The sequence below is a fragment of the Oceaniglobus sp. K40-3 genome (assembly GCF_055808395.1).
On record NZ_CM147868.1, the window covers coordinates 2,646,092 to 2,670,431 of the forward strand.

Sequence of the window (24,340 nt, forward strand, 5' to 3'; positions counted from 1 at the left end):
TCGGGATCTGATGGATCAGTGGGCTCGTCGGTCACGCAGCCAGCCCCCAACACCGCTCGGCATGGGCGCAGAACCGACACTCGAAGAAATCGCGATTGGCGGCGATGCGCGGCAGCAGCTCACCCGCGTCGGTTGCCTGCAGGATCCGAACGGCGCGGTCGGACATGCGCTGCGCCAGGTCGGCATCAAAGGGGACGAGCTCGTGATGCAGCTCTGCCGTGTCCTTGTTGATCGCCGTGAACAGCGCTGGCGCGGCCGATATCCCCGGCATCGAGGGTTCCATGTAGGCCTGATAGATCGCGATCTGGGCGGCATAGACGGGCTTGGAGAAGGCAACCCCGTCCTTGACGCAGGCGCGCCAGTTCTTCGCGTTCATGGTCTTGCATTCCCAGAGCGCGGGAACGTGCAGCCCTAGCGCTGCCGGAGCATCGGCGATGATCCCATCGACATGGCCCCGGATGCGACCGCCTGCGACGGAAAAGCCGAACTGACCGCCATCGCGTTTTTGGGTCACCAGATCGATCCCGGCCGCGCGCAGCCAGCGGATCGCCAGATCCTCGAGTTGATGACCGATCGCGAAGATCCGCAGCGTCTGCCCGCCGAAGTCGGCACCCTCATCCTTGGGCGCACCGGCGAACTCGAACTGAAGCGCACGTTCGCAGGCATGACCCAAACGGGAAGCGCCGAGATAGGTCCGGGGTGGCGTAGCCTCGCGTTCGGCGATGAGGGCGACGTCGACCAGTGCGTTGATCCGCTCGGCCGTGGAGGGACGCGGGTTGAAGTCCAGCATCAGAACGGCACCTCGCCCTTGGCGGCGATGCGCGACATCTCGGCGTTGTAGCCTTCCAGGACCTCCTCGATCAGCGCGGTGACCTCTGTCGCATCCAGATCCCGCAGCCGCTTGTCCCAGCCAATCTCGTCCATGGTCGTGCCGAGCCGCTTCATCACCATCGCTATGGCGAGGCGTTCTTCATCAGTGGTTCCCTGCATGGTCAGTCCTTTCCGGTGGCGTGCCGCGAAGAACGCCTGGCAGTGCATCGAGCAGAACCAGCGGTGTTCGCGGGGGCGGGGTTTGTTGGGGTTGAAGAAACCGAAGCCGCGCGCGGGGCGCAGACAAACGGCGCAGGGCTTGAAGCGCGGATGCCAGAGCCGAAGACGCTCCGGGCAAGCCGCAGCCGGTTCGGGCGGGGATGCGATTTCCGCGACATGGCTCACGCGGCCCTCCCGAGGGATGGAGCAGCCCGGCCGACCAGCTGCCGAATCTCGCGCTTGTTGAATTTGAAGGTCATCAGCGCCGAGGCCCGGTAGCGGGTCAGACCGAAGTCATGGCGGCATTCGGGCGGCAGATATCGCAGCTGCTTTTCGGTCGCGGCCTGTTTCAACCAGCCCTTCGACTTGAAGGCACTCTCGTCGGACTCATGGGTGTTGAGCCAGTCGTCGGCCTGCGCGAGACAGACCGTGCGTTCACCTACGCCAAGCAGCCGCGACGCGTGACCTTTGCCGCCGCCGACAGCGTGCCAGCGGCCCTCAAGAAAGAAGATGCCGCCCCAGGCGTTGAACCCGTTGGCCATCAGGGCTGCATCGTCACCGAAGAGGTCGACCCATGCAAAACTGGAGCGTTTCAGCAGGTCAATCTCGGACATGACAAAGCCCGAGAGCGGCGCTGCGTCCAGGCCGGTTTCGCCCTCATCCTGCAACAATACCTCACCGCACAGCGGGCATTCAGTGGCGGCGAGCGGTATCTCCGCTTCGCAGGCCGGGCAGGATTTTGTAGGGGCTTCACCGGTGCCAGTCTTGCCGTCCAGATCGACATCCTGCTCCAGCGTGCCGTGGATCAGGCTCGACGTCCCGAAATCCAGCACGACGCAGTCGGTCTTGACCAGCCCCGGATATTCCTCCGGATCGACGGTGCGCAGTCCGCGCCCGACCATCTGGATCATTGTGGATTTGTAGGAACTGGGTCGAAGCAGCACGACGCAGGAGGTCGGCGGATGGTCCCAGCCCTCCGTGAGCACGGCGACGTTGACGATCACCCGGATTTCGCCCGAGGCATAGGCAGCGAGGATTCGGCGCCGGGTTGCCCCGTCCAGATCACCATGGATGACGGCTGCCGCGATACCGGCGTCATTGAACGCCGCGGCGACGTTATCAGCATGAGCGACGGTGGAGCAGAAGACGACCGTGGGCCGGTCGCTGGCTTTCTCGCGCCAATGCCAGATCACCTCTTCGGTGACCGGGGCGCGGTTCATGATGCCCGCCACCTCATTCATGTCGAAATCCGAGCCGGTCTTGCGCACTTCGCGCAGTTGATCCTGCACGCCGACGTCGATGATGAAGGTGCGGGGCGGCACGAGATGGCCGGAGGCGATCAACTCGCCCAGGCTGACCTGGTCACCGACGTTGTCGAAGATCTCGCGCAGACCTTTGCGGTCGCCCCGGTTCGGCGTGGCCGTGACGCCGAAGATCCGGCACTCGGGGTTGGCGCTGCGCGCGTGGTCGATGATCCGGCGATAGCTGTCGGCGATTGCGTGATGCGCCTCGTCGATCACCAGCAGATCAAGCGCGGGCATCCCCTTGAGATTGCCGGGACGGGTCAGCGTCGGCACCATGGCGAAGGTCGCCTGACCGGCCCAATCCTTGCTCCCAGAATCGACGACCGAGGTCGTGATTCCCGGTGCCACCCGGCCGAACTTGCTGCGGTTTTGCGATGTGAGCTCATCGCGATGGGCGAGAATGCAGGCCTTGGCATCGCCGCCCTCGATGGAGCGCGCAACGACGGCGGATAGCGCGATGGTCTTGCCGAAACCGGTCGAGGCGATGCTGAGCGTGTTGCCATGATCGCAGAGCGCAGCAAGGCTGCGCTCCACGAAGAGGCTCTGGCGCGGACGAAGACGCATGGCGCTGCCTCTTACTGCGCCCATGCCGGGCGACCCGGTACAGGTGCGGCGGCAGGTTGCGGCGCAGGGGTGGTATTGGCGGAAGGTTGCTGAAGACCCAGCGACGGTGCCGCCCCCATGACCTGCGCATAGTCGCGATGATCGGGCGTGACCGCGCTGCGGATCTCGTTCTTGTCATCGCCGCTGGCATCGGTGCCGATGTCGATGCGAGCCACGAACTCGATGCCGTCGAGATCAGCAAAGCCGCTGATGCGACGCGCGGCCTGCGCTTCCGCCGACATGTCCTTGTCGGAAATCCCGCGCGCCGAGTTCAGCATCCCGCGCACCAGGCTGCGGCCCATGTTTGTCCAGTCCGGTCCCTTGGGGCTGTAGAGCCCGATCAGCGTGAAGATCTTGCGCCGGGCATACTGGCCTTCGGTCACGGTGAACTCGCCGTTCAGGTACACCGCGCCAGTGGAGCCGCGTGTGGCATAGCCGCCGGTCCAGCCCTGCGAGACATCGTCGAACCCACCCGGGCGGATGGTCAGACGGACCCTGGCCAGCGTGCCTTTGGGGATGAGGTTGGTGTTGCTTTGTGCGTCGTTGAAATCGTTCCAGGAACCCATGGGGAACCTCCTTTTCTGATCAGGATTGCGATTGGATTTGGTCGGCACCGGCCGGATCGGCAGGCGGCGGGGCGTAGGTCAGCCGGTCGGATGCCGGTGTTGCGAGCGTCCGGATCTTCGCCATCAGGCGGCCAAGATGGGGTTCTTCCACTTGTGCCAGGCGACCGGAGCGATCCTTGGCCGGAAAGCACCAGGGGTTGATCGTCTGGCAGACAAAGGCGCGATACGGATCACCGCCGTCCGCCTTGAGCTCCGCCATGGTGATCACCTCATCAACGATCCCCGGCAGCTCGAGCCCGGTCTTGGAACCGTCGATCTGCGGCTGGAATATCTTGCGATTGAAGTCGTCGAGCTTCTCGTCAAGGATCCCAACGAACCAGACATTCTTAGCCCGCGTGTGCTGCAGATGGGTGAGCCAGCCGATCATCTCACGGCCATGCAGCCCGTAGGCCCCGCGCACATCCGGTTTGCCGGTCTTCTCCGACAGCGCCTCGGGCTGGCCCTTGCACCACCCGAAGCACAGCCGCCCCGCCACAGTGATCGAGTCCACGAATATCGTGTCGTAGCGGTCCAGTGCGGTCGGATCGCCAAAGCGCTCGCACACGGCGTCATAATGCGCCGGGCTATAGGGCTGGTCGTCGCGCAGCGCCGGGTTGGGCCCGCCGATGAACACCGCGAAATCCCGGCATTCCGTCCAGGTGCGCGGCCGGATGCTGTCGCCCGCCCAGCCCTCGATGGCCAGATCGCCCGCTTCGAGATCCATGAACAGCGTGCGCTCGGGATCAAGGGTCCAGAGCAGCGAAGTTTTCCCGATTCCGCTCTTGCCGAAGATGCAGCCCTTTATGCCGCGTGGCTCGGCCAGCCGCTGGTCGGCGCTGATGATGGGAAGGCTCACTGGTCTGCCCCCTGCGCGAGGATTTCGACCTTCAGCGTGCCGGGCCGGACGGTGCGCGCGGGCTCGAAACCCTGACGAATGGCCTCAGGCCAGGCAGCATATTTGCGCTCCGGCACCTTGTAGGCCAGATCGACATACTCGGCCGGATCGTCGCCTGAATCGCGGATCCGCGCGACCATGTCGGCCAGCCGATCCTGATCCCAATCCACCCGCTTCGGCAGATCGGCGACCACGGTGAAATCGCCATCATCAAAGCGGACCGTGCCGGTGTCCTTGGCCTGAACCTGGCGTTCCTCAGCGGCCCGGGTGGCGTAGCGAACGGCCAGTCCCGCATCGAAGCGTGTCTTGGCGGCCTTGTCGCGTTTCAGGCGCTCGTCGATCTCGCGCTGCAGGATTGCCAGCAACTCGACCGGCAAGGCCGCGATCTCGGCCACGCTGAGGGACGGCAGATCGTCAGGCGTGGGGATGTTCTCAGGGAATGGCATGAAATGGTCTCCGTGATCGGTGAAAAAGGATTGGAATGCGGGCATCACGCGGCCTCGAGCAGGCGGACCGACAAGGCAGCACCGCTGGATCGGGGTTTGGGCCGGGCGACGGCGATGTAGGCGAAATGGTCTGGGCCAATGCGGGCCTGGACGAGATGGACAAGGTTCTGCTCGGCGGCGCGAAGGGCGGCTGCAGCGACCTGGCGCAATGCACGCTGACGGTCTGCAGGCAGTTTCGAGAGAACTGCCGTGGCATCGACCGCCAGAAACCCGCGGTGATAGATCAGCGTCTCGCCGGGTTCGGCCTGCGCGATCCATGCGCAGAGACCGACCTCGTCCAGACCGCCAGCGGCGCAGAACGGCACCACCCGGTCGGCCGTAAAGTCATCGAGGCGGACCATCATGCGGCACCCGCATGGGAATCAGTGCCGGTGCTGTGGCGCAGCTGGTCCTGCTCGAAGGCGGTGATATCCTCCATGCGGTAAACCACACGGCCGCCCAGCTTCATGAACTGCGGGCCTTCACCGGCCCACCGCCACCGCTCAAGCGTGCGGTGCGAGATGTTCCACCGCCGGGCCAGTTCTTTCTGATTGAGGTGTTTGAGCTGCATCTTCGTCTCCTGTCGCTCGCTGCGTTGGGAAGAAGATGCGAAATCCTGCTGTGGGATGTCGTCAGGATCGAAGTGGGATGCGGAGGGGGATCAGTTTGAGCCTTGCAACTCAGCGGCGAACGCCGTGGCGAGGGATTGTCATCCCACTCTCATCCCCCTGCGCATCCCACTGTGGAGCCGGAGGGACACGCGCGCCAGAACGGGATGGGTCGGAATCAACCGCAGTTCAGACGGTAGTTGCCGCGGCCATTCGATTCGATCAGCGACCGCCACTGCTTCTGGGATTTGAACACGTCGGACATCTTCAGGCTCTTCGAGCCCGCCGCCGACAGGATCGCCTTGCCGCTCTGCCATGCTTCACCCCGGCGCGCAGCCTCATGCAGCGCACGGACAACCTGCGCCTGAATGGGGCCCAGACGGAACTGGTGCCCGCCGCAGCGCACCTCGTGATAGTCGGACGACGCGCTGAAGACAGGCAGCTGCGGGCCGGTCTCTGCGCCAGAGAACCCGGTCTCGGCTTCGAAACGGTCACGTTCCTCGCGCCTTAGCAGTAAATCCTCAATGCTCAGAGCCACGCCATCGCGATCACCCCAGATTGAAGCATAGTCCGACCCGGGCGTACGGAAGTCGCTCACTGTCAACTCGGCAGCACGAAACATCTGAAAGACGTCCCGCGCATGAAGTTCGAGCAAACCGCTGTAATAGCTCTGCTCGGTTGGAACCCGAAAGTGCTCGCCCTCTTGGGTTTCCTCGTAATCCCCCAGCTCCAAAGGCACACCGAAGACACGCACCGAAAGCCGCAGCTTGTCATTCTCCGCCAGATAGATCAGGTCGGCCTCGGAAATCGACCAGCGATCGAGGATCTCCGGCAGAGTAAAATACGCCTTCTCGATCTCCATCCGACCCCCGATTCCTGCTATTGAGTGTTTAGGGTTTGTTCTAAATCCTTGACGGCCTCCGATCAATCCTGTTTTATCCTATTTGATCCACAGCCCTCTGGGGAAAACATGACCGAGCATCACACGCTCTCCGACCGCCTCCGCGCCCGTGCTCAGCAACTCGGGCTAAGCCCCGCCCATGTCGCAGAAATGGCCGGGGTCAATCGATCCTTCGTCTACGACATCCTCCGCGGGCGCTCGACGCGACCGGGCATTGATAAGCTGGCCGAGGTTGCCCACGTGCTGAAGGTCGAGCGAGAGTGGCTGATCCACGGCATCGGCGAGGTTGAGGGAGAGCCGCCCTTCATCGAGAACCCCGATGAGACCTTCGTGGCGATCGCGCATGCCAGTCCGCGTCCATCAATGGGCGGCGGCGCGGTGGTGACTGAGGATCACGACACCCCCGGCCGCGCCTACCATTTCCGCCGGTCCTGGATAAAGAGCAGCCTCAAGGCGAGCCCCTCACAACTGCGCATCATGCATGTGGAGGGCGACAGCATGGCGCCGACCCTTCTGGACGGCGACACCGTGCTTGTCGACATGACCCGGCGCGCGCCGAACCCGCCCGGGATCTTCGTGCTGGATGACGGCATGGGGTTGGTGGCCAAGCGGCTCGAGCATGTCCCCAATAGCGAACCGCCTGCTGTGCGGGTGATCTCCGACAACGGTTTCTACAGCCCCTATGAGCGCAGCGCCGAGGAGATCCACATCATTGGTCGCATCCGCTGGTTCGCGCGGGAGATATGACGTGATCGAGTTTCGCCAGATTGACGACGCAAGCCCGGCGCTGGGGCACTCACCGATGGTGCGGGCACTGGAAAAGACCTTCGCCTACATGGCCGAACATGGCGGGATCGGGCTGACGCCGTCGAAGGCCTTCAAGCGGGTGTACGTGCACTGGGCGGCGCGTGAGTTCGACTGGCCCGGCTATACCGAGGAAGACCTCTTCGCCATCAACAAGGTGCTGAACGAGATCGACTTTGGCCCGCTGATGGATCTGCACGATGTGATGATCGCGCTGAAGATCGGGCGGCACTACAAGGGACAGTTCAAGCTGAGTAAGGCGGGTCAGGGGCTGGTCGGGCATCCTGGTCGCATCTTCGGCATCGTCACGCCGTTCTACCTGTTCGAGGTCAATCACGCCCGCTTTTCCCGTTTCGGCGACGAGCCGATCTTGGGCAACTGGGACGTGTTCATGAACGTGCTGAACGTCGAGACCGAGGACGGCGCGACCGGCGCTGACCTGCGACGGGTGCTGTTCGGCGAACCCGATCCTGCCGGTGGTTTCGACGATGTGCTGAGCAGCCTGTACATCCAGGTGCTTCGGCCTTTGTGCTGGACCGGGTTGCTGCACATGGAACGCGCCAAGGGCTTCCGGAGCACCGAGCAAAGCGTTTTCACCAAGACGCCGCTATGGCAGGCGGCGCTCAGGCTGGAAACCGACGGGATGGTGCGAAGGGCGACGCGGCACTGACAGTCATCATCCCATAACGACCACTGAGAAAATGAAACCCAAACCTGCAAATTATCGTTATGAAAGAGCGAGCCTTGGGCGGTAAGTCGCCATTCGCGTGCCGCAAGCGATGCAATCGAACACTGCGAAAATCAATCTGGTATCGGATCGGCGCTATTGTCAGTAATTGATTGAATTAGCGTCTCATAAGATGACGGACCCGTAATCGTCAGTTCGTATGTCCCATCGAATGTGAGAAGCGTTTTGTTCCAGTATTTCGCAGCTAGCGTCAGATAGTCTATGTCTGGGTCATGTATCTCGCTTGTCGGCCTGCGATGATGCCGGTGCAATGGATTGCCGCACTCCCTGAGATCGTAACGAGCAATGTGGTGCCACATCGAATGTGCGCAGCCGCTGAATGGGGTGTAGACGTAGTTGTAGAAATCAATGCACCCCGCTTCCTCAGCCATTTGACGAACTGACAGGCTCGACCATTTACCGAGATCGACGTCTAGCAACCAGCCAATCCGCTGGTTGTCGATCCATCTCTCACCAGCTTCCAGCATGGCGACTTCCTGCAACGTCGGCTCGCGTACGCCGATCTGCGCGCGGCGATGCTCGAGTTCGAGCTTGGCCTGCCCCAACCCAAACAAGATGAATTTGCGACAGCGCTCCACTGGATCGAGCAGCAGCCACGCGATATTGATGTAGACGTCGGCCATCGCGCGCAAGAGGATTGGTGCGCTGTGCCCTGTCCACATCGTCGGTGCGCGGGCGATTTCCTTGGCGAGAGTCGCCTCACGTGCGAGCATGCCGCCAATAACTTCATGCACGTAGATATGAGCAAAGTCCGGCGGCCATGCGTCTAGCCGCGCCTTGAGCTCGAAGTTGACGTTCGCGCAATAGCTTTCGATGAGCGGCCAAATTTCAATGCCGTCTTCATGCTCGCTCTCGGTCGACATATCAGTCATCTCAGTCCTCGCACGGTTCGAGTTCGAGGCCTCGGTTCCAGAATGCGATCGGCCAGTCAGTCTCTGACGCCATCAGATCGAGCTCCCCAAACATCTGATTGAGCGTCGCTCGGATCGAGGCCGCTATTCGCTGTGATTGTTCTGTCTTGGGATAATCTTCGATCCGAGGGAAATCGGCGAGTGCTAGGCCTGCGGAGACCTTGAGCCGCTGAGCATCGAAGGCAAGCCAAGTGGCCGTTGCCTGGACCATGGTGGAACTGTTCGACGCGCGATCAAAAAGGCTACCGACAAGTCCCTTGAGCACGCCAAGGTCTTGCGACCAAGTTGGTGCGGTGACTGTCGGCACCAGTTCGCGCATCGGATGGTCGGGATAGTGCGCGTGGAGCGGCGCGAGCGGGCCGCATAGGTCTTCCCGGTAAGATCGGCCGTCAATAATGCCCTTGAGAACGCCGTCCGGCAGGGCCGCGAACTTGCCCGCCGCCGCCCAGATAGTGCTGTTACGCTTCGGATCGCTCGCTCGTACGTCGCGCGTGAAGGCGGTGATGATTTCGACGCCGCGATGCGGACCCCAAGCCTGTTGCAGGAGCGCGATCCACAGCAGTTCCGGGATCATCATGTTGATCCATGACACTTCGCGCATCGGCCCAAACGCATCGTTGAAGGGAGCCACCAACTTCGATTTGAGGCGCTTGTGATCGCCGAGTACCGCCTTAGGCTTTACGCCGCTCATAGTCCCTCCAGCGCTTCACCATTGCTGCTGCCAAAATTGGTGCAGTTTTGCTGAAATGATAGTTGGTGGGCGGACAAAAGAACAGTTGGTCAGCCCGGTTTGGAACAATGACTAACCGATAGCGCCGATAGACGCCAAAACGTGTAAAAACCTGGGGCATTGCGCCCTGCCTTCTCGGAAAGCACGGCCATCTAAGCCCGTTCAGACATACATTGGCTTGAGGTAACCCGTATCTTACGTCACGTTACTACTGACCTCGATAGAGAAAATCTAGCATCACCTGAGAAGGCCATAAATTCGATGGACATACGTTGGTTTCTTAAGCAGCGCTTAGATTTCATCCGAACTCACTACGATGGCAGCGCATCGGCCTTCATCGAAAAAAAACGTCGTATTGAGGAGGGCCAAGCTCCCTACGACAATCCGCCTTATAGTGAGGATGGAGAACCCCCTTTTCTTACTGAGTGGATGGATGCCGACACCTCGATTGATCTTGTCGGCATAGCCTGCGTGTCACTACTCAGCGATGCCGTGAAGCTCTATTTCAACTTGATAAAGGATCGGGAGTTTCGTTTTAAATTCGATGCCGCGGAAAAGAAGGCACTAAAGAATGGCTTTGTGGAGGCTTTCAAGAACGCATTGGGCGAAATTCTCAATACAGACTGGCTGGAGAGCGGCATCAATTTCGAGATAATTGAGCAAACGGTGCTCGCTAGAAATCAAGGCCAGCACGGGAGCGAACTTACGAGCTTTCTAATCAGTGTTGACCCCAAAACCATTGAACGGCACCCGCAACCATTTTTCGTTCGACCCGAGGAAGCTGAAGCCATGGTCAACTCAGAAATGAAACTTAGCAGATTTCTACGGCCAACGATAAAAGTCAGCCGTACTTCCTTGTTCGCAGCGATAGATGAAGTCGAGAAACTCGGCGATTGGATCGAAGAAAACCGTGATCGAGCCAGACCTTGGTTCGACGCTCAGCGTGCAAAGCGCCAAATGTGAGTCAGGCTGGGCTCAAAAATCTCGCGACGGGGACCACGGCAGCTTTGTCGGCGGGTTCGGAGGCGCAGCTCTTCGTCGATCACCCATCTACCCGCCTCGCCAACAGCTAATCTGCCAAGGCTGCTTCCTGCACATGTCCAACATCAATCGCGGTGTGACGGAACCCAGCATCACTTCCATCAATTCTACGACACAACATGAACGCTCGGCTTCTCTTGAATTCGCGGAACTACGACAACCCATTGTTTTAACTTGAAATCCCATTCGTACAGCGACCATCACAGGACAAAACAGCTCCTGAGGTTCGCCCGCCATGCCCGACAACGACGTCAATTTCGCTCCTCCGCCTGAAAAGCTCACTGCCAATGAGCGGCTGGCGGAACTTTCCCGGATCCTCGCTTCAGCCGTGGATCGCGCCAACCCAACAACAATAAACAAGAATTCTGCTAACGACGCAGACAGTTCGCTGGACATCCTCGCCCTTGTTCGCCGTCGTCGTCACCAGTTGCGAACCCGAGTTGGAGAGGACGAATGACGAAAACAAAAATAAAATCAGCAAGAAAGCCTGCGGGCTTTGACCCTGCGCAGGACCACGCTGTCCTGGCGGACTTGATCGCGCTGAAAGCGATGACCGTGCCGGAGCTGCGCGAGAAATGGGCGGCGATCTTTGACGCGGCCGCGCCGAATACCAGCCGCCAGAATCTTGAGTTGCGGCTCGGCTACCGCATCCAGGAACTGGCCCTCGGCGGCATTGGCCGCGACACCCGGCGGACACTGGATGCGCTGGCGGCGGAGGTGGCTTCCGGCGAACCCGGTCAGGTGATGAGCGACCCACGACGTCCTTTGCCGGGCACCAAGCTGGTTCGTGAGTGGAACGGCGTCGAACACACCGTCACCGTTTTGGCAAAGGGCTTTGAGTGGCAGGGCCGCCGGTACAAGTCGCTCTCCGGGGCAGCCCGGGCCATCACCGGCGCGAACTGGAACGGCTGGAAGTTCTTTGGCTTCACCCCACGCCCGAGGATCAGCAAATGACGCGCCAGACACAGCCGCAACCGCCCCGCCGCCTGCGCTGCGCGATCTACACTCGCAAGTCGAGCGAGGAAGGGCTCGACATGGAGTTCAACAGCCTCGACGCTCAGAGGGAGGCGTGTGAGGCCTATATCGCCAGCCAGAAGGCCGAGGGCTGGGTCTGCTTGCGCGATCGCTACGATGACGGCGGCTTCTCCGGCGGCACGCTCGAGAGGCCCGCGCTGAAGGATCTGATCGCCGATATCGAGGACGGGCTGATCGACATCGTCGTGGTCTACAAGATCGACCGCCTGTCCCGCGCGCTCATGGATTTCTCCAAGCTGGTCGAGATCTTCGACAAGCACGACGTCACGTTCGTCTCCATAACGCAGAGCTTCAACACCACGACGTCCATGGGGCGGCTGACACTTAACATCCTGCTCAGCTTTGCCCAGTTCGAGCGCGAGGTTATCGGCGAGCGGATCCGCGATAAGGTCGCCGCCTCGCGCAAGAAGGGCATCTGGATGGGTGGGCCAGTGCCGCTGGGTTACAACGTGAAGGACCGCAAGCTGATCGTGGACCCGGCCGAGGCCGAGACGGTGCGGACGATCTTCACGCTCTACTCTCGGTCCAGTTCCACGGCGCAGGTGATCCGCGAATTGGATGCGCGCGCGATCCTCACCAAGACCGGCAGGCCCTACGACAAGACCTCGCTGCTCAAGACCCTGCACAACAAGGTCTATCGCGGCCTCGCGGTGCACAAGGGCAACGCCTATCCCGGCGAGCACGACGCGATCATCGACGAGGCGCTCTGGGACGAGGTGCATGAGGTGATCGCGAACAACCGGTATCTTAGGAAGGCCGTGGCTCAGGAACCCTCACCGGCGCTGCTGCGCGGGCTGATCTTCACCGAGACCGGCGTGGCCATGACTCCGCATCACACCCAAAAAGGCACGCGCCGCTATCGTTATTACGTTTCGATGGACGTGATCAAGAAACGGCCCAAGGCCGAGCTGCGCGGGCCGCAGCGGTTGCCGGGTGGTATGGTCGAGGATGCCGTGGTCGGCGAAATCCGCCGTCTGCTGCGCACGCCAGAGGTCGCCGCGCGGGTGTCGCGGACCCTGCGCAAGGATCGGCCAGACCTTGGTGAGGACGCGATCAGCGCCTCGCTCACCCAGTTCGACAAGATGTGGAACGCGCTGATCCCGGCCGAGCAGGCACGCGTCGTCAGGCTTCTGGTGGAGCGGGTCACCGCCAGCGACGCCGGGCTCGCGGTCGATCTCCGACATGAAGGCTTGGGCGCGATTGCCGCGTTGATGGCTCCGTCCAAGCCGGAGGTGGCGTGATGGCAGGGCCCGAGACCCTCCGAGTCCACATCCCGCTCACCCTGCGCAATCGCGGCGGCCGCCCCCGCATCCTGCCGCCCAAGGAGATCGAGGTCGCGATGGATCGCGGCCAGGATGCCCGGCTACTGCGCGCCATCGGCCGCGCGTGGAATTGGCGGCGCAGGCTGGAGCGCGGCGACGTCAACACCATCGCCGACCTCGCCAGAGCGGAAGGCATCTCGGACCGCTATGTCAGCCGCGTGATCCGGCTGGCATGGCTCGCTCCCACCGTGCTGGAACGGCTGGTCCTACGGCGCGAACCCACGGTGCTGTCGATCTTCGACCTTTGCGGCGTGGCGGAGCTGCCATGGGTCGACCAGCCGGGGCTGGTGTTCGATTGAAGCATCACCCAATTACCGGGCTTACCAAATCTGAAGCAGAAATGTGTATTCAGGTGATTGTCTGAAGTCGCGCCAAGATATCCGCCGCAAGCTTGTCGCATCCCTCTTGATTGTTGAGATACGTGATGCAGCGAAGAGACCGCAGATCAAATGGAACATCATCCATATTCTGGGTGATCAGGATCACTTCCTTGCCAAGAGTGTGCGCGATACCAACCTCATAGAAAACGTTCGGGTTCTTTCCCGATAGGTCACAAATCACCACCTGCGAAGTGCAGATCAACTCGATAATATCTTGCATGATGTGTGCGTGAAGCCAGAAGTCGTCTGCTCGGCGGCATTCGTACCCCTCAAGCTCAATCGTGGCCTTTACTGTTTGATGGACCCTACCGAAGCTCCCAGAAAATGGCATCATCATTGAAACCAGCTTGGGTTTGACCGGATTGCTGCTCAGCTGAAAGACGGTCGGCACAGGGCGTTGGGCCGCTTTTTGGCGATACAAAACCTGAAACAGGTCCACGTCCTTGATGGCCCAATGATTCCGATGAAACTCGAAGTCGTCAATCTGCAGTTCAGATGCCAATGCATGGATATCCGCATTGTTAAGACGCGGGATATCTGGATCTACGGTGTATTGGAGAAGATACTCACGATCGCGCTTTTGCACACGAGTAAGCCACCCTAAATAGGCAACCTCATCTGCAATGCCTTCCTCCATCAGAACAGTGGGCAGCTCAAGTATAGCCCTGATGTCGAGGCTCGCCGCCGGGCATAAATTGCTGTGATAGAGGCTCGCTTGTGTGTTCTAGTACACGCCCCGCCATGATCGAGCCACGACGATCACTTTCAAGGCCTCCTGAAACGATCAAATTGAACATGAAATACTCCTGAGTTTACCGAAGCTTGATATCCAAAGCCGGGGACTCGTTCAACGCGAAGTGGAGGTTTGGCACCAGCAAACCAGCGCCACGACTTCGCATCATTCGACCGGCTCACCCACCGGCTGCGTTTGGCGCAGCAGATTCTTTGCATCAGCACCTGCTCAACTGACGCTCAGTGAAAGCTGGCCTGAAAACTCGTGGCGGTCAGCGATACATGGGCGTCGAGCGGTGGGCGCAGTTCGAACGCCTTCGGCTCGCGTGCAAAGTGATAGAGCCGCATGAGGCACCAGTCGGCTCGCTGTTCGTCGGCAACAGCTAGTTCGTTGCGCGAGATATGAAATGGTGTGCGTTCCCAGCCGTTGGTCGTCTTCACTTCAATCAGACGGGGTCGACCATCTGGCGCATAACTGGCGATATCATACCCCGCGCCATCGCCATCCTCCTCCGAGACCCATCGCACCTTTGACGCAAGATCAGAGCGCCCGGAGCCAGCCAGCACCGCTTTCTCGTGCGCCAGCGCGCGTTCCTCTCCGGCCCTGCCTAGCGCCCGGTTGCGCTCATCGCGTTCGGCTACGTCAAACTTCCGCGCGGTGGCAATGGTTTGCTCAAGCTCAGGAGGAGGCGGCTGGTTGCTGAGCGTCGGGGGCTGTCCAACCCAAAGCTGAGCTGCCTCGCGGAGGCCAATCGCGGGCCGGTCCGGAATGCGGGACAGCCAGCCGGGGTTGAGGTCCAGCCAACGCGCCACCGCATCTTCCAGTGTGCCCTGGTAGTTTTGCGCGGGCTTGTAGCCGGGAATCCAGTCCTCGCCGAGGGCCCTGAGAACCGCGCTGATGTTCTGGTGCTTGAACTCGATCGAACTGCGGTTTCGGTCGATCTGGGTCTGAAGATCGCGATTGTGCGCGGCCTTGTTATAGGACTGGCCAGCAAAGTCCGCAGCCAGCATCGCGAAGTAATCCGCGACGATCAGGTCATTCTCTGCATCTGTCCAAGGCCCGTTCGACATGCGGCCAGGCTAGACACGCGAAAATCATTTGTCATCAGTAGTTTCGTCGGGGGAATGGGATGCGAACCAACCCCAGCAATCCGCTAATTTACGCCAGCATCCCGAGCAACGCGCCTACCGCGTGTTCTGTCTACGTTGCCATACATATCGTTCGGAACACGGGATGAGGTTTTGGCGGGGTTCGGGAGCAGTCCATTGAAAGGTAACGAGAAAACGAGACCGGACCGGACCGGTCGAGGTTCGCCCGAACTGAGACTGTGGGCCATTCTGAGCCCAACTTCGGCCAGGCTGCGCGTCTAAGAGGTTCGGTCGGTTCCCGCAAACCCCTTTGATAACACGGAAAAATCCGTGCCCGTCAGGGCGGTGTCACTGGTTCGCATGGGGGATAATGGCGGAGAGACAGTCTGCCAACCGGGATTCCTATATGTTCCTATAAGTTATCAGTTTCAATTAGTTAAGCGCCATTCAAGTCTTGATTGTTCCAGTGCCGTCCCCCATATTCCAGATATAAATGGGGGATGGAATGGCGGACGTGAAACAGACATCCAAACCGACAAAGGCCGGGCGTCACCCTGACAAAGCCTTATCCGCTGCATTTGTGCGCACCGTCAAAGAACCCGGCAAATATGCGGACGGCAATGGGCTGTTGCTCAAGGTTGATGCCACCGGCGCGCGGCGTTGGGTGCAGAGGATCGTTATTCGTGGCAAGCGGACGGAAATGGGGCTTGGCCCGGCATCGCTGGTTTCGCTGGCCGAGGCGCGCGAGGTGGCGACGGAAAACCGCAAGCTGGCGCGGCAAGGGGGCGACCCCCTCAAGGCCAAGCGCGAGGCCGAGGCGGTTCTGACGTTTGAGGAAGCCGCGCGCAAGGTCTATGAAATCCACCGGCCCGGCTGGCGCAACGCAAAACATGCGGCGCAATTCATGACCACCCTTGAAACCTACACCTTTCCCCGGTTGGGCGCGCAACGTGTGGCCGACATCACGCCCGCCGATGTGCTGGCCGTGCTGACCCCCATATGGCTGGAAAAGCCGGAAACCGCGCGCCGGGTGCGGCAACGCATTGGCACCGTGATGAAATGGTGCGTGGCGAAGGGGTGGCGACAAGACAACCCCGCCGATGCCATCGCCAAGGCATTGCCCAAACAAACCGCGCTCAAGGAACACCGCAAGGCGCTGCCCTATCAAGAGGTGGGCGGGTGCATTGAGGTTATCAAAGCATCAAAGGCCGGGCTTGCCACCAAACTGGCGCTGGAACTGGTGATCCTGACTGCCACCCGTTCGGGTGAGGTGCGGTTGGCCGAATGGGGCGAGGTGGATTTGGCCAAGGCTGTGTGGACCATCCCCGCCACCCGCATGAAGGCTAAGCGCGCACACCGCGTTCCCCTGTCGCCCCGTGCAGTCGAGATATTCCAAGAGGCCCGCGCGCTGGGCGAGGGCACCGGGCTGGTGTTTCCCGGCGTGAAGGTGGGCAAGCCGCTGTCGGACATGACCCTTTCAAAGCTGGTCAAGAAATTGGGGTTCGATGCCGATGTGCATGGATTTCGGACATCATTCAAAATGTGGGCGCAAGAACGAACCAATATCCCGCGCGAAGTATCCGAGGCCGCGCTGGCGCACACGATCCAGAACAAGGCCGAGGCCGCCTATGCCCGTTCGGATTTGTTTGAAAAGCGTCGGAAGTTGATGGAAGGTTGGGCTAGAAAATGCACTGACAGTGGCACGTCCGTAGTCGCGATTTCGGGCCGAACTTGACAATTGGATGTACAGAACTTCGGGCGGGTTACTACATCTTGCTGCTTCCCATATCTTCCGATATATTCTTGCCATGCAATCACGCGTTCTCAGAAGTTGATTTGTCCCAGCGGATATTTTGCGCCGATGGCGCTCGAAAGTTCTTTCTTTAAAGCTCTTTCCAACGATAGAATCGCGCCTCGTATCTATCAGTCCGCTAACGCTAAATACGGAGCGATACCATCCGCAGATCGGCCCGTCATACTTAGAACCTCGGCTAAACTATTTGCACACAACTTTATTCAAAAGATCGAAGATAACGCGAAGGTCTTCTGCCCAACAAAGCCCGAACCACTCAATATTTATTCATGGATTTTGAGAACGAACAACGAAGCGCCAACTCACTTGCCTGAGAATTTTGCGCAATCGGAACAAGCCTTGAAATCGCTGGACAGTAGCTACGCTTTTTTATGCCCGCGCACTTGGACCGTCGATAAAGAGCGCAGAGTGTTCAACGGTGCGCAACGACAACGAAATGAAACAAGCCTAATTTGTAAGATTGATGGCTGGTCTCTTTGTTTTGTTAATGATTTGCTACCCTCTGACTATGGTCATGCTCTTGAATCGATGGCGATTTCGTTGGCGCAACGGAATAGCTCTACCAAGCGAATAGCTAAGAAACGTGGCCCTAAATCCGACAAATTAGGTGTCGTAACCAGCGGAATACAAAAGCTCTACCCTGACGCTCCCCCTGACAAAACTGCGAAAGAAATCGAGCGCGATTTAAAGGAAATTGGTGTTACAGGTTTTGGTGAAAGCACTCTACGAACGGCGATAGGAAACCATAGAAGTCTTTACAATCCAGACACTTAACACATCAAAATTAGCGAAATTGTTTTTTCACAAATAACACCAAGCGCAAGTCTAGTTAGTTTCCGATACGGTTCGAAGCGTACAAACTTGAACCAAATAGGACAGACATGGCAGACTCAAACCCGATGCCCCGACTGGTCGCGCAAAAACACCTACGCCGCCCGGCTGTTGAGGCCGCCACCGGCCTGAGCCGTAGCAGTATCTATGACATGATGAGCCGGGGCGAATTTCCCCGCCCGGTTCGCATTGGCCGCCGCGCCGTTGCATGGCCCGAAAGCGCCGTGTTGGCGTGGTTGGCCGACCGTCCGCTGGCCGAACGCGCCACCGGATAGAACAACACCCACTCCCTGCAATCCGAGGGCGTGGGCGTTGAGCAATAGCGTAAGGAACTCTTGTTTACTCCCGACGCCCTCATTTTTCAATGAGGACGATATGAAAATTCATGTGACCATCGAAACCGGCCAAGGTCCGCGTACCTATGAACTGACCCAGCGCCAAGGCTGGGCGCTGTATCACCTGGCACAGGCCGGGTTGCACGGCATCACCACCATTGAACGCCCCGCGCTCAGGGTGGCCGCCTATGTGCATTGTCTGCGCAAGCGGGGGTTCGACATCGAAACCGAGATGGAACCCCATGGCGGCCCATACAAAGGCCAACATGCCCGTTACCGGCTGTTGACTGCCATTCGCTCGCTCACCGTGCTGTCGCGGGGGGCGGGCGAATGAACCGCAAGTCAGACGATCCACTGGCCAATGCCATCCGCCGCCTGATGCGCAAACATGGATTGCCCGAACCGCTGGCCCGGTTTTATGCCGAACAAGGGGTGCGCCATGGGCAAGGCTGACCACAAGGGGCGCGGCAAGGAACAATATGTCCCCCTGCCCTATGCCATTCTCAAGTCAACAGCGTGGCGGTCCCTTTCGGGGGCCGCCATCAAGGTCTGGGGCGAGTTGCACACCCGCTATAATGGCGGCAACAATGGCAGGCTGACCCTGTCCATGAATGAGGCTGTCGAGGCGCTGGGCATTGGCAAAGGGACCGCCCAGCGCGCCTTCATCGAATTACAGGACAAAGGGTTCATCGCGTTGGAAACACCGGGCAACTGGTATTCCCGCCGCGCCCATGAATGGCGGCTGACCACCAAGCCGGTGAAGGGGGCGAAACGGGATACACCCGCCACGAATGATTGGCGTGATTGGCGACCGGCGAAACCGCCACACACGTCGCGAAAAACAAAACACGGTATCAAGGCTGACCCGTCACCCGATCTGACGGGACCGCCACAGAACCCAACGCCCTAGCTAGGGACCGCCACAGAACCCGTCAGAGCCATTTTTGCCCCCGCTTTGGGTATCCAGATGGAACACTAATACTACCACTCCCCTGCAAGGAACGGCACGACATGACAACAGACGGCAAAGCAACCGCGACATCGCCAAAGGCCAAGAGCACCTTGCCAGATGATTTCGGAAAATATCGGAGGGTGTTCTGATGGGCGGAATTGGTTCGGGCCGAACTGCCCACAAGACGAAGGCAGAGCATTGCCGTTCGATTGATGTCAACCGACTGCACCGCGCCGGGTGTCTGGCCGATGGCTGGCAAGGCCACTGGCGTTGGCAACAGGATGGCGAGGAAACCGCGCGCATATCGCTCAGGGCCGAGGCTGGAAGGATCGTGCTGACCTATCGCATTCGTTGTGGCGGGCAAGAGTGGCAGGCCATCACGCAAACCGTGTTCATCGAACATTCCCCATGCAACTTTGGCGGCGCGCGACCGTTTTTCAAATGTCCCGGCGTGGTGAATGGCCGTTCATGCCAGCGACGGGTGGGCAAGCTGTTTGCGGGTGGGGCTTACTTCCTATGCCGTCACTGCTATGGCATCGCCTATGCCAGTCAGTCAGAGGACCGGCACGACCGCTTGCTTCGCCGCGCCAACAAGCGAAGGATGGCGCTGGGCGGGCAACCTGGCACCGCCTATTTCATAGCAGACAAGCCCAAAGGCATGTGGGCCAGAACTTATGTGCGAACCCGGCGCGAAATCGAATGGTGCGAAACCGAGGCTGACCGCGCGTTCGTTGAGAAATTTCGCCACCTGTTCAAAGACAATCCCTTCGATGGGCTGTTTGACGATTAGCGGCGTTGCGCTTGGGGGGGACAACAAATCTCTGCGCGCCCGAATCCCGGACCGGCGAGGGGTAGTCAAATTTGTGCGCTGTCAAATCAGGGAACTTTTTTTGGTCAATGTTCTGGCCGCCATCGAAAACAGAATGGCGGATAAAATGGGGGACGGACCAGCAAGGTTTCCCCTTAGTGCGCTGTATTTAAACGGAATTATCTTGGTGGGTGGCGGAGAGACAGGGATTCGAACCCTGGGAAGGCTTGCACCCTCAACGGTTTTCGAGACCGCCCCGTTCGACCACTCCGGCACCTCTCCGTGATCGCTGGGCGGTGCTTACTGCCCTCCTGCGGTGGGTGCAACTGGTTTATCGGGGTTTTTCGGTTGAACCCGGCTTTATTGTGCCAATCGGGCCATCAACACTTGGCACAGGGCAAGGTGGGTCATAGCTTGCAGCTGTTGCACCCTTCGGAGAACCCCATGCGCCGCCTGTTGATTGCCACTGCCCTGACGCTTTGTTCGCTGTTGCCTGCCGGGGCCGCACCCCGGGATGCGGTGCGTTCGCTTTACGATGCCCTGCTGATGCCCGAGGTGATCGCGATCATGCAGACCGAGGGGATAACCTATGGCGAGGATCTGCGCCACGAGATGTTTCCCGGGCGCGGTGGCAGCGCCTGGCCCGCCGTGGTTGCGCGGCTTTATGACACCGACGCCATGAATGCGCTGGTGCTTGACCGTTTCGATACCCTGCTGGCGGATGTGGATGTTCAGCCGCTGCTGGGTTTTTCCAGTCTGATCGCGGGGCGCGGATTGTCCGGCTGGAGCTTGAGGCGCGGCGTGCGATGATGGACAAGGCGGTTGAACAGGCCGCCAAGGACCGGCTGCACGAGATGCGGCAGGCGGGCGATGCACGGCTGGAGGCGCTGGATCGGTTTATCGCCGCCAACGATCTGGTGGAATCCAACGTCGTGGGGGCGATGAATTCGAATTATGCCTTTTATATCGGGCTGATGGATGGCGGCGCCTTTGCCGGTGACATGACCGAGGATCAGGCCTTGGCGGATGTCTGGTCACAAGAACCACAGATCCGGGCCGATACGCTGGATTGGGTCTATTCCTATCTGGCGCTGGCCTATCAGCCGCTCAGCGACGCGGATCTCACTGCTTATACCGAACTGTCGGACACCGAGGCCGGGCAGGCCCTGAACCAGGCGATTTTTGGCGCGTTCGATACCATGTACACGTCCATTTCCCGCGCTCTGGGCCGGGGGGCGGCGCAGTTTATCCTTGGCGAAGATCTGTAAACGCGCCCTGCCCTAGCTGCGGTTCGCGCGCGCCAGAATCGCCACGGCAACCAGCCCGACAGCAATCACCAGCAACGCGGCGGGGGCCGCCTCGCCGATCCGTTCAAGCGAGGCCTGTTCATGCACCCGCGTCGCCAGGGTGTTGTAATTGAACGGGCGCAGCAACAGCGTAGCGGGCAGTTCTTTCACGCAATCCACAAACACCAACAGCAGCGCGGTGCCAACCGACCCGCGGATCAGCGGCCCATAGACCCGGCGCAGGGTGCCGCCCGCCGTCTGCCCCAAGGCCCGCGCCGCCATGGGCAGGCTGGGGGATACGCGCCCCATGGCCGCATCCGCAGCCCCCTGGGCAATGGCAAAGAACCGCACCACATAGGCAAACACGATGGCCGTCGCCGTTCCGGTCAGCATCAGACCGGGATCATAGCCGGTCAGCGCCAGTATCCCATCGGCCAGCGTGTTATCAAACGCGGCCAGCGGAATCAGGATACCAAGGCCCAGAACCGCCCCCGGCGCGGCATAGCCGATGATCGTCACCGGCAAAAGCAACCGGGGCAGCGCCCGCCCGGTCAGGCGCACACCATAAACCATGAACAGCGCCGCCAGCACCGTCAGCACCGCCGCCACACCGCCCACGCCCACCGTATGCCACAGGGCCGCGCCAAGGCCCGGATCAAACCAGCGGTCGGGCTTTTCCACCGCATGGGCGGTGATCACCGATACCGGCAGCACGAACCCCACGGCAAACGGCAACGTGCAGGCCAGTGTCGCCAGCCAGCCGCGCCAGCCCTTCAGGGGCATCCGCACGACGCTGCGCTGTTGGCGCGACAGGCGGTGAAACCGTGAATTGCGCCGCGAGGTTTTCTCCAGCGCCACAAGGCTCAGCACCAGCGCCAGAATCACACAGGCGATCTGTGCCGCCCCCCGCATTGCCGGTTTCCAGCCAGACCGTGAAAATCCCGGTGGTCAGGGTTTGAACCGAGAAATATTCAACCACCCCGAAATCGCTGGCCGTTTCCATCATCACAATGGCGATGCCCGCCGCGATGGCCGGACGGGTCAGCGGCAGCCCGACCCGCCAGAACCGCGCGAACGGTCCGGCGCCAAGGGCGCGCGCCACCTCATAGGAACAGCCCGATTGTTCACGCAACCCGGCCCGCGCCAAAAGATAGACATAGGGATAAAGCGACGCCGCCAGCACCACGATCGCCGCGCCCCGCGACCGGATTGCGGGAAAGACGTAATCTTGCGCCGAATTCCACCCCATCAGCGCGCGCAGCCCGGTCTGGACCGGCCCCGCATATTCAAGAAAATCCACCAGGGCATAGGCCCCCACATAAGCCGGGATGGCCAGCGGAAACAGCAACAGCCATTCCAGCCACCGCACCCCCGGAAAGCGGTACATCACCACCAGCCATGCCGCCCCTGTCCCCGCAGCCCCGGCCAGCAAACCGGTGCCAAACATCAACATCAACGAATTGCCCAGATAGCGCGGCAGCGTCGTGGCCATAAGATGGGGCCAGACGTTTTCGGTCGGATGAAACGCCAGCACCAGAACCGCCACGATCGGCAGCAAAACCAGCGCGGCGATGGCAACAGCACCCACCGACCATGGGTCGGGGCGAAACCGGGGAAAAGAAAAGCGGGGCGGTGCCTGAGTGTTTTGATCGGTCATTGCCTGACCGCTTTAGCGAATGGCGGTTTAACTGTCCATCAATTGGCTTATACTAATACGCAGGTCCACGGGTCGCACCCCAAACGGACAAAGCTGTTTAGGGGTCATATGGACGTCGTATTTCATTTGGGGGCACATTGTACCGATGGTGAGCGGCTGCTGCGGCTCGCTTTTGCGCAATCGCGAAATGCTGGATGAATTTGGCGTATCCGTGCCCGGCCCCGGGCGGTATCGCGGTGTTTTATATGATGTGATGGGCAAACTTCGCGGTGCGGTGGCCAGTGCAGACGCCCGGGATGTGGTGCTGGAAACCGTCCTGGAATCGGATGAGCCAGAGCGGCTGGTCCTGTCCAACGCCGGGTTCCTGTCGCGCGCCGCCGCCAGCCTTGACGGCAACCAGATTTACCCGCGGATGTTCAAGGCGGCCTGGCTGCGCAATATCTTTCCCGACAGCCCCGTCGCCATGTTTCTTGCGGTGCGCAATCCGGCAACCTGGGTGCCGGCGCTTTACGCGGAAAACAACAAAACCCCTGACAAATTCCGCGATTTCATCGCCGGGACCGATCCTCTGGCCCTGCGCTGGTCCGATACGGTGCGCGATCTGCGCACCCATTGCCCCGATTGCCCGGTGACGGTGTGGTGCCACGAAGATCTCGCCCCTGCTTTGGGGGGAAATCATGCGCAGCCTTGCAGGCGTCAGCGAAGAGGCGGGAATGAACGGCGGTTTTGAAATGCTGCGCGATGTCATCACGCCCGAAGGGATGCGCAGGTTGCGCGCCTATACCAAGGCGCATCCCCCCGCCAACGACGCAACGCGCCGCAAGGTGATCAGCGCCTTTCTCGACAAATTCGCCAATGAGGACGAACTTGACGAGGTGCTGGATTTGCCCGGCTGGACCCCGGATCTGGTAAGCCGGATGACCGAAAACTACGAAGCGGATCTGGACCTGATCGAAACCCTGCCCGGTGTCCGCCTTCTGACCCCTTGAAACGCGGCACCGCCCCGGGGCGGCGCCAGCCCGGTCAGGCCATGCCCAACGCTTCCATATACATCTCAAGAACCGCTTCTTCTTCGGCGATATCGTCCTTGTCGCGTTTGCGCAGGGCGATGATCTTGCGCATGACCTTGGTGTCATAACCACGGCCCTTGGCCTCGGCCATCACTTCTTTCTGGGCTTCGGCGATGTCTTTCTTTTCCTGTTCCAGACGTTCGAACCGTTCGATGAACTGGCGCAGTTCATCTGCGGTGACGCGGTAATTGCTGTCGGCGGCGGTGGCTTCGGGGGGGGCATATCGCTCATTTCGGGCCTCATGTTCTTGTGATTTTGTGCAATGAGTAGCTTTGACATCGCGTCACCGCAAGGGCGCCGGTGCGATTGCGCGTGATCCGTGGATCGTCTAAAACACTTTCGCAAAAACCTGTATCACCCAACACC

General features: G+C 60.3%; 31 protein-coding genes, 1 tRNA gene and 2 pseudogenes. 18 read left to right on the forward strand and 16 right to left on the reverse strand.

What is annotated here, in order from left to right; all coding sequences use genetic code 11:
* Positions 1–31: 31 nt before the first annotated feature.
* From AC0L7P_RS13700 to AC0L7P_RS13740, 9 genes are all read right to left on the reverse strand, one after another.
* Positions 32–790, reverse strand: a complete 759-nt coding sequence (locus AC0L7P_RS13700) for a hypothetical protein (protein ID WP_473433244.1) — start codon at positions 788–790, stop codon at positions 32–34.
* Positions 790–1,215 carry a DUF6511 domain-containing protein gene (locus tag AC0L7P_RS13705; protein WP_473433245.1) on the reverse strand — a complete coding sequence of 142 codons (426 nt, stop codon included), beginning with the start codon at positions 1,213–1,215 and terminating at the stop codon, positions 790–792. The genes AC0L7P_RS13700 and AC0L7P_RS13705 overlap by 1 nt, the downstream gene beginning before the upstream one ends.
* Entirely contained in the window at positions 1,212–2,897 is a 1,686-nt protein-coding gene (locus AC0L7P_RS13710) for a DEAD/DEAH box helicase (RefSeq protein WP_473433246.1), read from the reverse strand. The genes AC0L7P_RS13705 and AC0L7P_RS13710 overlap by 4 nt, the downstream gene beginning before the upstream one ends.
* 11 nt (positions 2,898–2,908) lie before the next feature.
* Positions 2,909–3,502: a hypothetical protein gene (locus AC0L7P_RS13715; protein WP_473433247.1), complete on the reverse strand. Its 594-nt coding sequence runs from the start codon at positions 3,500–3,502 to the stop codon at positions 2,909–2,911.
* Between the two features lie 19 nt (positions 3,503–3,521).
* Positions 3,522–4,397, reverse strand: coding sequence for an ATP-binding protein (locus AC0L7P_RS13720; protein ID WP_473433248.1), 876 nt, complete (start codon positions 4,395–4,397; stop codon positions 3,522–3,524).
* Positions 4,394–4,882, reverse strand: coding sequence for a hypothetical protein (locus AC0L7P_RS13725; RefSeq protein WP_473433249.1), 489 nt, complete (start codon positions 4,880–4,882; stop codon positions 4,394–4,396). The genes AC0L7P_RS13720 and AC0L7P_RS13725 overlap by 4 nt, the downstream gene beginning before the upstream one ends.
* Positions 4,883–4,926: 44 nt before the next feature.
* Complete coding sequence (locus tag AC0L7P_RS13730) at positions 4,927–5,286, reverse strand: hypothetical protein (protein ID WP_473433250.1); 360 nt, start codon at positions 5,284–5,286, stop codon at positions 4,927–4,929.
* Positions 5,283–5,492 carry a helix-turn-helix transcriptional regulator gene (locus AC0L7P_RS13735; protein WP_473433251.1) on the reverse strand — a complete coding sequence of 70 codons (210 nt, stop codon included), beginning with the start codon at positions 5,490–5,492 and terminating at the stop codon, positions 5,283–5,285. The genes AC0L7P_RS13730 and AC0L7P_RS13735 overlap by 4 nt, the downstream gene beginning before the upstream one ends.
* 215 nt (positions 5,493–5,707) lie before the next feature.
* Positions 5,708–6,391, reverse strand: coding sequence for a hypothetical protein (locus AC0L7P_RS13740; protein ID WP_473433252.1), 684 nt, complete (start codon positions 6,389–6,391; stop codon positions 5,708–5,710).
* Between the two features lie 108 nt (positions 6,392–6,499).
* Between AC0L7P_RS13740 and AC0L7P_RS13745 the strand changes: the two genes are divergently transcribed.
* Together AC0L7P_RS13745 and AC0L7P_RS13750 are read left to right on the forward strand one after the other, a co-directional pair.
* A complete protein-coding gene (locus AC0L7P_RS13745) occupies positions 6,500–7,177 on the forward strand; it encodes a LexA family transcriptional regulator (RefSeq protein ID WP_473433253.1) in 678 nt (225 codons plus the stop codon).
* 1 nt (position 7,178) lies between these two features.
* Positions 7,179–7,904, forward strand: coding sequence for a hypothetical protein (locus tag AC0L7P_RS13750; RefSeq protein WP_473433254.1), 726 nt, complete (start codon positions 7,179–7,181; stop codon positions 7,902–7,904).
* Between the two features lie 131 nt (positions 7,905–8,035).
* On the opposite strand, the gene AC0L7P_RS13755 is transcribed toward AC0L7P_RS13750, so the two are convergent.
* Both AC0L7P_RS13755 and AC0L7P_RS13760 read right to left on the reverse strand, forming a co-directional pair.
* Positions 8,036–8,854 (reverse strand): DUF5677 domain-containing protein, encoded by an 819-nt coding sequence (locus AC0L7P_RS13755; RefSeq protein ID WP_473433255.1) that lies wholly within the window; start codon positions 8,852–8,854, stop codon positions 8,036–8,038.
* Position 8,855: 1 nt separating this feature from the next.
* The gene (locus tag AC0L7P_RS13760) at positions 8,856–9,584 is read right to left on the reverse strand and encodes a hypothetical protein (RefSeq protein ID WP_473433256.1); all 729 of its coding nucleotides are present in this window, start codon (positions 9,582–9,584) and stop codon (positions 8,856–8,858) included.
* Between the two features lie 300 nt (positions 9,585–9,884).
* Here AC0L7P_RS13760 and AC0L7P_RS13765 point away from each other — a divergent pair, with 300 nt between their 5' ends.
* The 5 genes from AC0L7P_RS13765 (at position 9,885) to AC0L7P_RS13785 (ending at position 13,320) form a co-directional block, all read left to right on the forward strand.
* Positions 9,885–10,586, forward strand: coding sequence for a hypothetical protein (locus AC0L7P_RS13765; RefSeq protein ID WP_473433257.1), 702 nt, complete (start codon positions 9,885–9,887; stop codon positions 10,584–10,586).
* Positions 10,587–10,899: 313 nt separating this feature from the next.
* Entirely contained in the window at positions 10,900–11,121 is a 222-nt protein-coding gene (locus tag AC0L7P_RS13770) for a hypothetical protein (protein WP_473433258.1), read from the forward strand.
* Positions 11,118–11,618 (forward strand): DUF2924 domain-containing protein, encoded by a 501-nt coding sequence (locus AC0L7P_RS13775; protein ID WP_473433259.1) that lies wholly within the window; start codon positions 11,118–11,120, stop codon positions 11,616–11,618. Before AC0L7P_RS13770 ends, AC0L7P_RS13775 begins: the two co-directional genes overlap by 4 nt.
* Complete coding sequence (locus tag AC0L7P_RS13780; protein ID WP_473433260.1) at positions 11,615–12,940, forward strand: recombinase family protein; 1,326 nt, start codon at positions 11,615–11,617, stop codon at positions 12,938–12,940. Before AC0L7P_RS13775 ends, AC0L7P_RS13780 begins: the two co-directional genes overlap by 4 nt.
* Positions 12,940–13,320 carry a hypothetical protein gene (locus AC0L7P_RS13785; protein WP_473433261.1) on the forward strand — a complete coding sequence of 127 codons (381 nt, stop codon included), beginning with the start codon at positions 12,940–12,942 and terminating at the stop codon, positions 13,318–13,320. The genes AC0L7P_RS13780 and AC0L7P_RS13785 overlap by 1 nt, the downstream gene beginning before the upstream one ends.
* Before the next feature lie 49 nt (positions 13,321–13,369).
* Here the strand turns inward: AC0L7P_RS13785 and AC0L7P_RS13790 are convergent, their stop codons facing one another.
* Complete coding sequence (locus tag AC0L7P_RS13790) at positions 13,370–14,038, reverse strand: hypothetical protein (protein ID WP_473433262.1); 669 nt, start codon at positions 14,036–14,038, stop codon at positions 13,370–13,372.
* Between the two features lie 335 nt (positions 14,039–14,373).
* A complete protein-coding gene (locus AC0L7P_RS13795) occupies positions 14,374–15,204 on the reverse strand; it encodes a protein NO VEIN domain-containing protein (protein WP_473433263.1) in 831 nt (276 codons plus the stop codon).
* A gap of 523 nt (positions 15,205–15,727) precedes the next feature.
* On the opposite strand from AC0L7P_RS13795, the gene AC0L7P_RS13800 reads away from it, so the two are divergent.
* The 7 genes from AC0L7P_RS13800 (at position 15,728) to AC0L7P_RS13830 (ending at position 19,943) form a co-directional block, all read left to right on the forward strand.
* Complete coding sequence (locus AC0L7P_RS13800; protein WP_473433264.1) at positions 15,728–16,957, forward strand: tyrosine-type recombinase/integrase; 1,230 nt, start codon at positions 15,728–15,730, stop codon at positions 16,955–16,957.
* Between the two features lie 126 nt (positions 16,958–17,083).
* Positions 17,084–17,809, forward strand: coding sequence for a hypothetical protein (locus AC0L7P_RS13805; protein WP_473433265.1), 726 nt, complete (start codon positions 17,084–17,086; stop codon positions 17,807–17,809).
* A gap of 107 nt (positions 17,810–17,916) precedes the next feature.
* On the forward strand, positions 17,917–18,141 hold the full coding sequence (locus AC0L7P_RS13810; protein ID WP_473433266.1) for a helix-turn-helix transcriptional regulator: 225 nt from the start codon (positions 17,917–17,919) through the stop codon (positions 18,139–18,141).
* A 100-nt stretch (positions 18,142–18,241) separates the two neighbouring features.
* Entirely contained in the window at positions 18,242–18,535 is a 294-nt protein-coding gene (locus AC0L7P_RS13815; protein ID WP_473433267.1) for a winged helix domain-containing protein, read from the forward strand.
* Positions 18,532–18,654: a hypothetical protein gene (locus tag AC0L7P_RS13820; protein WP_473433268.1), complete on the forward strand. Its 123-nt coding sequence runs from the start codon at positions 18,532–18,534 to the stop codon at positions 18,652–18,654. Before AC0L7P_RS13815 ends, AC0L7P_RS13820 begins: the two co-directional genes overlap by 4 nt.
* Entirely contained in the window at positions 18,641–19,111 is a 471-nt protein-coding gene (locus AC0L7P_RS13825) for a helix-turn-helix domain-containing protein (RefSeq protein ID WP_473433269.1), read from the forward strand. The genes AC0L7P_RS13820 and AC0L7P_RS13825 overlap by 14 nt, the downstream gene beginning before the upstream one ends.
* Positions 19,112–19,301: 190 nt before the next feature.
* Positions 19,302–19,943 carry a hypothetical protein gene (locus tag AC0L7P_RS13830; protein WP_473433270.1) on the forward strand — a complete coding sequence of 214 codons (642 nt, stop codon included), beginning with the start codon at positions 19,302–19,304 and terminating at the stop codon, positions 19,941–19,943.
* A 210-nt stretch (positions 19,944–20,153) separates the two neighbouring features.
* Here AC0L7P_RS13830 and AC0L7P_RS13835 read toward each other — a convergent pair.
* Positions 20,154–20,243 (reverse strand) — tRNA-Ser (locus AC0L7P_RS13835).
* A 162-nt stretch (positions 20,244–20,405) separates the two neighbouring features.
* Between AC0L7P_RS13835 and AC0L7P_RS13840 the strand changes: the two genes are divergently transcribed.
* A complete protein-coding gene (locus AC0L7P_RS13840) occupies positions 20,406–20,771 on the forward strand; it encodes a hypothetical protein (RefSeq protein WP_473433271.1) in 366 nt (121 codons plus the stop codon).
* Positions 20,768–21,229, forward strand: coding sequence for a hypothetical protein (locus tag AC0L7P_RS13845; RefSeq protein WP_473433272.1), 462 nt, complete (start codon positions 20,768–20,770; stop codon positions 21,227–21,229). Before AC0L7P_RS13840 ends, AC0L7P_RS13845 begins: the two co-directional genes overlap by 4 nt.
* A 12-nt stretch (positions 21,230–21,241) precedes the next feature.
* Here the strand turns inward: AC0L7P_RS13845 and AC0L7P_RS13850 are convergent.
* Positions 21,242–22,904: pseudogene (locus AC0L7P_RS13850) on the reverse strand (ABC transporter permease).
* Between the two features lie 148 nt (positions 22,905–23,052).
* Here AC0L7P_RS13850 and AC0L7P_RS13855 point away from each other — a divergent pair.
* On the forward strand, positions 23,053–23,634 hold the full coding sequence (locus tag AC0L7P_RS13855; RefSeq protein ID WP_473433273.1) for a hypothetical protein: 582 nt from the start codon (positions 23,053–23,055) through the stop codon (positions 23,632–23,634).
* Entirely contained in the window at positions 23,618–23,893 is a 276-nt protein-coding gene (locus tag AC0L7P_RS13860) for a hypothetical protein (RefSeq protein WP_473433274.1), read from the forward strand. Before AC0L7P_RS13855 ends, AC0L7P_RS13860 begins: the two co-directional genes overlap by 17 nt.
* Positions 23,894–23,927: 34 nt before the next feature.
* Here the strand turns inward: AC0L7P_RS13860 and AC0L7P_RS13865 are convergent.
* A pseudogene (locus AC0L7P_RS13865) lies at positions 23,928–24,173 on the reverse strand (DUF2312 domain-containing protein); the annotation flags it as partial.
* Between the last annotated feature and the right edge of the window lie 167 nt (positions 24,174–24,340).